Genomic DNA, 9666 nt, shown 5'->3' on the forward strand with positions numbered 1-9666 from the left:
CAGATAAAAATATTTTGGTCACGGCTACCGCTCAAAATACTACGGGATATTGGGTTTTGACTCCTTTACAAACCACTGATGACAATACATTGACCTTTATCAACCGTGGTTTTATCCCCATGGATGAACGTAACAATTTTCAAAACTCAGAGCAATTGGATACAAATGCCTCATCTCAGCAACATTCTACCACGGACACAGAACAAACAACGATCATAGGTTTATTACGCATGAGTGAAAAAAATGGATTTTTTCCACGCAAAAATAATCCTGACAAAAATTTATGGTATACGCGCGATCTCCCCGCTATGGCACAAAAACTTGGTTTGTCCACTGTTGCCCCTTATTTCATTGATGCCGAAAAAAAAACAACCCCACAAGCAAACCTTCCCATTGCTGGTCTTACGATTGTACATTTTCGAAACAATCATCTCGTTTATGCAATCACGTGGTTTATTTTAGCCGCTGGGATGTTAGGAGCTTTTCTTTTTCTGCTAAGGCAAAAAAACTAAAAAATTAAAAGTAAAATACCCATCCCCCAATATAGTCTCATTAATATGCTTCATAATAGAGCATATCTTAACGCTGTTGTATTAAACACACCATAAAATCTGTTTTTTCAAGAAACAATAGTTTGATAATCCTATCATTTTATAACCAAAAAGACTTCAGATATCGTAAGACTCTTTCACTTCAAATCTTCTTATGCTGAAGCAATCAAAATCATTCTCTTGGCTCCCCACAAGCAAAAATAACCGTACGGATAAAATTATTGAAAATAAATACCTCTTCCATCTCAAGGACCAAGAGTTGTTAAAATATTGAGAACTTATCAAGAATTAAGAATACCGACTTGCGCTTTTATTTAGTAAAAATCATAGGCATACAATGAATCTGTTATCCTATTCACGAAGAATTTACACGATACTCTTCAAAAGACCATCATAAAATAGGAAGTGATTCATTAAAGAAGAAATGCACAAAAATGTGAAGCAATGCATTATCCCCATTCTAAAAAAACACTGTTATAAACGCTTTTGAAAAAACTAACGCACAATTTAAAAATAACAGGAAAGATGGGCGCTCATTCCTATTATATTTTTGCCTCATTTGATTGTTTGCTGTTCCAGAGATTACTCAAATTTATATACGTAATCCTCTGGCCTGCATCGAACATACAAAATCATAGAGCAGAAAACGTATGGATGCGTTTTTTATTTCAAACCTGCTGCTTCATGAAGATGAGATGTTGCGTTACAAGAAACAAAAGCTTTATGAGACATAACATACTATAAATTCACCAATATACCCGCAATGGATTGGAGAAATATGCTGGATTTTAAGATAATTAATAACAATAACAATAATATACTTAGCTTTGCGTTTATTTATTTTAGTAAGCACTCGTACATACTCTTTTTTTCTTTGCACCATATTCATAAAGATCAGCTTAACAATAATCTATGGACAATCTTTGGCGAGGAAACATTAAGAAGAAACCCGACAAAACAACAAAGTTTTTCGTATCTTGATCATCAATAATACTTTGATTTATAATAATAATTCATTGTTTTGTATGTTGAATGAGAGTCCCGAATATCTTAAGATTCTCTCATTTCAAATTTATTTATTTTGAATCAACAAAAACCATGTCTGTTGCACATTATAAGCAGGATGAGCGTGTGGATAAAATTTGTATAAGAAAGGCTAAAAATGGCTCTTATGAATCGTCTCAAGTGCCAAAAGCCTGTAGCAACACCCACGAACTGGCAAATTGTGTGATGGTACCGGCTTATTACTTCAAAAGCACTAAACTCATTGAAAAAATTTATTATCTTTTCTTTTTCTGATCAAAGTCCTTTTGCACATGAATTACATCCAACTGACATCAAACATTCTAAATTTAGAACATATCTCCATAGTTTTCATTCCCATCTATTGGAATTGCCTCGCTGAAATAACAGACCATTTCTTATGAAAGTATAAAACTATGTCAAGAAATATATATGAGAGGATAAAGGTAAGCGTGCTTATCGTCGTATAAACTTTTAAAACAGTATTGTGTTTTTAAGTATTTTCTTTGACAAGATATCTTGTCTTGCTCTCAATTTCATCTTTTGACGGTGCTCATAAAGGATAAGCCTCCACGGTGCTTCATTTTTAGGTTTAGTCAAGGTATAAGCAAATATTATCTTATTTCTCAGCTCTCACTTTTACTCTATTTTTGCATTTAGAGAATGTATAAGAAAAGCTTTTGTTTCTGAATGCAAGGGAAGAAAATGAGAAAATCTAATAGTGTTCAGTGCCATCATTCAATATAGAAAACTAAATTACCATTTTAAATCAATTTATAGTAAGCAAGGATCTGCTTCTTTTTGGCTTCCTCCCACCATATCAAAGCATGAAGATTTTTAACCCCATCTGGTTTGTAAACAATCCGGATTCTTACCGTGTGTATTCCTCATGTAAAACAGAACGTCATTGACTTGCTAATTCACGAGCTTTTTTTCAAGAAACATTTCTCAAAGCACCCAAGCCCATTTCACGGCAGCGCCCATGAAGGGTATAAAGGTAAATCCATTGAGCACCTCCATCTTTACGCTTGATCTTCCTACTCATACGATTACAAAAAGTCTACAGAAAAGGCCTATCTAAGAATATTGACCATGCACTAAAACAACATTTAATGTATCAATGAAACGTGTATATCCTCTATTACCACATCTTCAATGACAGCATTCCAAGATAACAGAATAATAGAAAAAAGATGAATCATTCTTAGTGTATTTTAACAAAGCAATTTATTCTTTCAGTGTATTTTTCTAAAGGCTTATGCTATAAATGTATAAGTTTATTTTTCTGAAATTTTAACTCTTTCATTTTTAAGGCTTCTATAATGGGTGTTGTTGCCAAAAATTTTCCCATACCTGATCTTCATCAGATTCGTCGTGTTCTTCTTTCTGTATCTGATAAAACAGGTGTTGTTGCATTTGCACAAGCCCTTCATGCGGATTATAATATTGAATTGATTTCAACAGGAGGAACAGCCCAAACACTCATAGCTGCTGGTTTACCCGTAAAAGATGTTGCTGAAGTTACCGGATTTCCTGAAATAATGGATGGGCGTGTTAAAACACTCCACCCTTTGATTCATGGTGCTTTGTTAGGGGTAAGAGAAGATCCTAGCCATAAAGATGCTATGGAAAAGAACAACATTCATGGAATTGATCTTTTAGTGGTGAATCTTTATCCTTTTGAAGAGACAGTCCAATCAGGCGCCGACAATCAAACAATTCTTGAAAATATTGATATCGGCGGACCGGCGATGATTCGCGCAGCGGCAAAAAATTATGCTTATACCGGTGTTGTAACAGCGATAAACGACTATGTTTCGATTCTAGCCGAATTAAAACAGCATAACGGATGTTTAGGCTTATCCACACGTCGTCAGCTAGCAATGCGCGCTTATGCACACACCGCTGCTTATGATACAGCAATAGCAGCGTGGTTTGCACGGGATTTAAAAATTGAAATTCCATCATGGCAGAGTTTTTCCGGTCATCTTGAAAGTGTTATGCGCTATGGGGAAAATCCACATCAACAAGCAGCATTTTATCGCAATAATGAAAAGCGTTTTGGTATTGCAACAGCAAGACTTTTACAAGGCAAAGCGCTCTCTTATAACAACCTGAATGATACAGATGCAGCCTTTGAACTTGTGGCAGAATTTGATCCGCAAAAAACTGCTGCTGTTGCTCTTATTAAACATGCCAATCCTTGTGGTGTTGCAGAAGGCAAAAATTTGAAAGAAGCTTATTTGAAAGCTCTTATGTGTGATAACGTATCGGCATTTGGTGGAATTGTTGCTTTAAATCAGACCCTTGATGAAGAATGTGCAGAAGAGATTGTTAAAATTTTTACAGAAGTGATTATTGCTCCTGATGCCACAATGGCGGCACGTGAAATTATTGCCAAGAAAAAAAATCTTCGTTTGCTTATTACAGGTGGAGTTCCTGATCCACGTTGTGGAGGACTTCTTGCTAAAACATTAGCGGGAGGCATTTTAGTGCAATCACGTGATAACGTGGTAGTCGATGATCTTAAATTGCAAGTAGTGACAAAGCGGACCCCAACTCAAGATGAAATGCGTGATCTTCAATTTGCTTTTCGTGTAGCAAAGCACGTTAAATCGAATGCTATTGTGTACGCGAAAAATAGTGCAACAGTTGGAATTGGAGCCGGACAAATGAGCCGCATTGATTCAGCAAAAATTGCTGCAAGTAAAGCAGCAGAAAGTGCGCTAAGAGCAAGCTTAACAGAAACTCTCACAAAAGGATCAGTGGTTGCATCAGATGCATTTTTTCCTTTTGCCGATGGTTTATTAGCAGCAGCTGAGGCAGGTGCAACAGCAATTATTCAACCAGGAGGCTCCATGCGTGATGCAGAAGTTATCACAGCTGCTGATGAGCAAGGTTTAGCTATGGTCTTTACAGGAACACGACATTTCCGACATTAATCATTTTGTAGATTTCCCTTCATATAAGATAAATATTTCAAGGAATTTTTCATAATCGTCATCTGTCGATTGATAACTGTTGCAATGAGAGCAATTATTTAATTCAAAGAATCTACGCGTAATGAATAAATTTATCACCACAACGAACAAACATAATTGAGCCATTGTTTTAGAGATAGAATAGCGTAGTCGTTAGTAACTTTAATAGTCTGTCCTTTTATATGAGACAAGTGTTAAAATGGTTTCTTTTATGTGTAGATGCATACCTGTTATGACATTATAGCACAACTCTTTTTAGTAATATGTTCTATCTTTAAACTAAAAAGTGTAATATAAAGTTTGAGTAGAGGACATGAATATTCTACGTTCTTATAATAATTGGCGTCGTTATCGTCGAACCGTTAACGCATTGAACCGTCTTTCAACGGATGAGCTGAGTGATCTTGGCATTTATCGAGGTGATATTAAGTCCATTGCACGGCGTTATTCGTATAGATCTTTCTAAAAGTTGTTTGAAGTTGAGAGAATGCTTGTTGTATAAGAAAATGAGCGTTGAGCAGTTGGTTATTATGACTTCATTTTTAGTATAATAACAAAAAGCAGAGAGAATATTTATATTTTTTCCACATATCGTTGCTATGTGTTATTTCTTGAGTTCTCAATGCTTTTATAATGAACTACATTTGATTTATAAAAAGAGTTTATTGTTTTCCACATTGAATGAGAAGTTCTAATATTGTAGGCTTTTTCCATTTCAAATTGTTTCATGTTCAATCAATAAAAATCATTCGCTTGCATATCACAAGCGAGGTTGGCGTATAGGCAAAAAAACAATCAAGAAAGAAATAAAAAAACTTTTATAAACACTCTCAAGAGCACAAGGCTATCGCACAACATTGAACGTAGACAAAGTAGAGTACCAGCTTGCGCTTTTATTAAGCGTAAAGATGGAAGTGCATGCGAGTATATGCAAAACTCTAGTGGAGTATCATGTCAATGTTTTTATGCTCAAACAAAGATTATCATAGATCCCCATCAATTTGATTTTTATGAATATAACGCAAAAAGCATGTATGAATACTTGTAACAAAAGCAAAGCTTGAGGGGCATTCGTAAAGCTAAGTGTGTAATTGTCATTGTTTGCTTAAATATCTGATAAAATCCGAAATATTTCTCCAATCCAGCACTGGTATGTTTTACCTTTTATGATATCGTTATACTTCTAAAGCCCGTACTGTTTTCTGTTGCTTATCAATCAACATCCCCAATCTTAACACAGTAATAATGTAAGATTAAGATGGCTTAATGCTTTTCTATATCAGCTTTTTTATGCAAGATGGTGACAGAAAATATGAATCTATAGATTTGGTTTACTCCTAAAATGGGAAACAACCTAATTCGACAAGAAGAGAAAATCTTAAAGATAAAAACCCATCCTCATCTTTATTATCATTTTTTACTTTGCTTTACAATTTTCAAAAGCATTGAGAATAATAGTTTTAAAGAATGGAGATTACACATGATCACACCTTTTTCTCTCGCTCTTTAATAAAATCGTATCCCTCAGGCAAAATAAAAGATCCAAAATTAAAACGACATTATATGCTGCACATTCACACGATTTTGTTTTAAGGAAACATCCCTCAATGCTTGTGATCCCCCTCTCATGATAACATTTATGAAGAATCATAAAATCTCCTGAGCATTATCTCCTTTATGCTTATGAAGAAACAAGCCGGCACCATCACACACTTTGCCAGCTTGTGGGTGTATCGGGGACAGCCCTTAGCACGTAAAACAATTCAGAAGAGCTATTTTATTCCTTTCTTCCATAGGTTTTATTTACACGCCAAGTCTTCTTATAACGTACAAACCTATACTTTTAGTTTCCTCACTATAAACAGATTTGCAAAGAAAGAATCTCACAATTTTCGAATTTTAAGTTTTAAAAAATAATTAGTATAAATCAATATGTTAATCTCTTTAAAAATGTGAAAAATAAAGCATCATCCACATTCTTTAAAAGCTGTTATTCTAGATGCTTTGAAAAATCATAAAGCAAAATAAAAAGAAACGGTAAAAATGGGAGACACAATAACCCTACACCATTTACGGGAGATTTTTACATTATATTCTATACGGATTCCATCGTAAAATGGGAACAATAAACATTGAACGATATTTCCTTTAAAACAAGAATGTGCATTTGCAGGAAAACATTTGACTATCTTAAATATGCAGCTTTCTCAGAGATAAATATTGATCACAACAATACATGCAAAAACTTTCTAAGACATGCAACAGCTTGACTTTCTCTCCACACTTTTAAAAGATAAAAATTCTTAACCAATACCGATCTATCAAAAATTCTGTTTATCTGAAATCAATCCCCTTAGCACCACCTCATGAGATTCTATAGGCAAACCTTGCCTAAAAATACCCATTACATACTCTAAAAAGTACCTCATGTATAAAAATTTACATGGCCTTCAAATTTTGAAAATATTACCACAATAAGCGATGATGTTTCGCGGTATGAAGATAAAATATATGAACTACAGATCAGAACATTGTTCTGATTTTTTATCAAATGCTTTACGGATAAAGCGCCAACGAACTTTTTCCTGCAATGCAGGGCGAAAATATAAAACAATTTGTTGCGTCCGTTGTGGACCTGTTAATTCCGCAAAATCAATCGAATCTTCAAGACAAATATCCGCATCAGGCGAAATAAAATACCATACTTGCTCGTTCTTTACGTGCTCATTCTTTATGGCTAAACACACACGCTTGCCATCATAATTAACTTCAACTTGTGGATGAAGATGAAAGCGAACAGCAACATGATTCTGTTCGCTTTGCGCACTCTTATGTCTCTTTCCCCCTTTATTTGGCATAAAAAAGCGATCAAACCCCTCGATCATATCTCCATTTGTCGCCAAAATAAGACCACGCTCATGAATAAGATTAAAAGAACGCACATAACCATTATGACTCGCAATAAAACCTGTCTTCTCTGAATCCTCTATACGGCGCACTTGAACATCCGTTGGTCCATCAAACAAAAAGGAAGCTCCACTTTTCTTTTTTTTATAAAAAACGCCTACCGAACAATCATTAAGTGTAGCTGTTGAATGTGCTGCAGTAACACGCCCTAAATATCGATAATCTTCCCGCCCATCAGGATTAACACCGGTATTGATAATAAAACGGTGCCCTTGTGAAGACATTTCAAAAGACAAACACCCCGAACAAGCCTGCTGTGCTACAAAGCGAGGTGGAAACTTTCCTGTATCTGCAAGCACTGTTGTTTGATTGGCTTTTAAGCGCTGAAATCCTGAATAACGGGCATAACTAAAAGGATGCCCTCCTGTTTCATCAAGCTCCAAAAGTGATAATAATCGTTCCGACACAAGAGGACCAACCCCATTAAAATGGGCCAATGTTTGATCTTCATGGATAAAGAATCGTAAAGCTGGCAACATACGCTCAACAGAATCAATCAAAATACGGGGTGCTGTTTCATTACTACGCATAAAAAGATGCCGTAACGACAATAAATCCGATAACAAATTCAGCAAAATAACAGGACTACGGGAAATATGCCCACCATCAACTAGGATTTGACGTGAAAGCTCCTCTATAAGCATCGTTTGTACCTTTTTTTTCACTGCCACAGAAACAGGCAAAGCAAGAGAGGCGAAAGTCAAAGCTGTCGCTGCTTGTAAACGTTGATCATCATATTCCATACTGCAAATTGTTACGCGCAAATAACGAAATTGCAAACCAAGCGCACGTAAAAAGCGTTTTTCAAACCGCTCACTTGCTCCCTCTAACAACATTTTTGAATGACAAATCCACGAAATCAAGCGCCGTGCCACAACAGGACTACTCCAAGCAAGCCCTTTTACCTTCTTACCAGCATGATCAAGCCAATCTTCTAAAAGAGAGCGTGCATGTGCAGAAGCTAAATTACTTTCTGCTGCCTCCATATGGCGCAACCAATGAAAATTATGTAGAGCCGTTTCCCATTCAAGCGTTGGAGGAGCCAATGAAAATGGCGAAACAGCACCAGAATGAACCACATGACGAGCAAAAGCAAAACGACCATGATAAAATTCATGGGCCATCATTGGGTCAGCCACATGCAAATCAATAGGATGTGCTAAAATTTTATGAGGGCGGAATCCTGAAAATCGCCAGCGAAACAATGGCCCAACCCATAAACGCCGCATAAAGTGCTGCAGAGTATCGACATAGGCCACTATTTTTACCTGAGGAGCTTTTACTGCAACCGCCAAAATCTTATCTCCATTTATGCTGAATCAAATACAATTTCGACCATTTTTGTAAATGAAGCGTTAATTAAGCAATTTTTCGTAAGCGCGCAGCGAAAAAACCATCCATTCCTAAAAATGCAGTTTTCTCAGCATCGAAATTTTTATGACAAAAATCCGCAGGCGTTGTACGCAACATCCCCTCACAAAGCAAATGTGCCAGTGCTCCCATTTCCTCTGGATAAATAGGTTCTAAAACAATATCATTGCGTGTTGATAAAATTTTTTCAATGAGATCTTCACCTTCTTCTCTTGCTAGGGAACAATTGGAAAAAATAATACGTCCCCCCTCCTTTACCAAGGCAATTGCAGCGACAAGCAACTCATATTGCAACGCTGCTAACTTGATGATATCCTTCCTCGACTTCGTCCATAAAATATCTGGATGACGACGGATTGTTCCTGTAGAAGAACAAGGAGCATCAAGAAGAACCGCATCAAAAAGCTGTGTGGGGTGGAAATTTCTCACATCACCCTGCCAAGTTTGAACTAAAAAATCAAGCCGTTCCATATTTTCTTTTAAACGCTTGACGCGGTTAGCAGAAAGCTCAATTGCTGTCACTTCTGCCCCCTGCAAAGCCAATTGTGCTGTTTTCCCCCCAGGGCTTGCACAAAGATCAGCAACGCGTTTACCCCGTATATTCCCAAGTAAACAAGCAGGCAAGGCTGCAGCAAAATCTTGAACCCACCAAGCTCCTTCACAATAGCCTGGTAAATCAGAAACAGAACACTCCAGACGATTCAATCGAACAGAGCCATTAGGCAACACAACACCGCCAAGTCTTTCAGCCCATCCAACGCTATCAGATTTCA

At 36.5% G+C, this 9666-nt stretch carries 5 protein-coding genes; 3 read left to right on the forward strand and 2 right to left on the reverse strand.

Annotated elements, in window-relative coordinates; genetic code table 11:
* From ACFIO3_RS05145 to ACFIO3_RS05155, 3 genes are all read left to right on the forward strand, one after another.
* Nucleotides 1-512 (forward strand): SURF1 family protein (locus ACFIO3_RS05145; protein ID WP_375704164.1); only part of this gene is annotated, 512 nt, incomplete at its 5' end.
* 2384 nt (nt 513-2896) lie between these two features.
* On the forward strand, nt 2897-4516 hold the full coding sequence (gene purH / locus ACFIO3_RS05150; protein WP_375704165.1) for a bifunctional phosphoribosylaminoimidazolecarboxamide formyltransferase/IMP cyclohydrolase: 1620 nt from the start codon (nt 2897-2899) through the stop codon (nt 4514-4516).
* Nucleotides 4517-4868: 352 nt separating this feature from the next.
* The gene (locus ACFIO3_RS05155; RefSeq protein ID WP_375608464.1) at nt 4869-5021 is read left to right on the forward strand and encodes a DUF1127 domain-containing protein; all 153 of its coding nucleotides are present in this window, start codon (nt 4869-4871) and stop codon (nt 5019-5021) included.
* 2050 nt (nt 5022-7071) lie between these two features.
* On the opposite strand, the gene ACFIO3_RS05160 is transcribed toward ACFIO3_RS05155, so the two are convergent.
* Both ACFIO3_RS05160 and ACFIO3_RS05165 read right to left on the reverse strand, forming a co-directional pair.
* Nucleotides 7072-8817, reverse strand: coding sequence for a heparinase II/III family protein (locus ACFIO3_RS05160; protein WP_375608463.1), 1746 nt, complete (start codon nt 8815-8817; stop codon nt 7072-7074).
* 64 nt (nt 8818-8881) lie between these two features.
* A partial coding sequence (locus ACFIO3_RS05165; RefSeq protein ID WP_375704166.1) for an RsmB/NOP family class I SAM-dependent RNA methyltransferase occupies nt 8882-9666 on the reverse strand: 785 nt, incomplete at its 5' end.

It is taken from the genome of Bartonella sp. AD328YNZD (genome assembly GCF_042196425.1).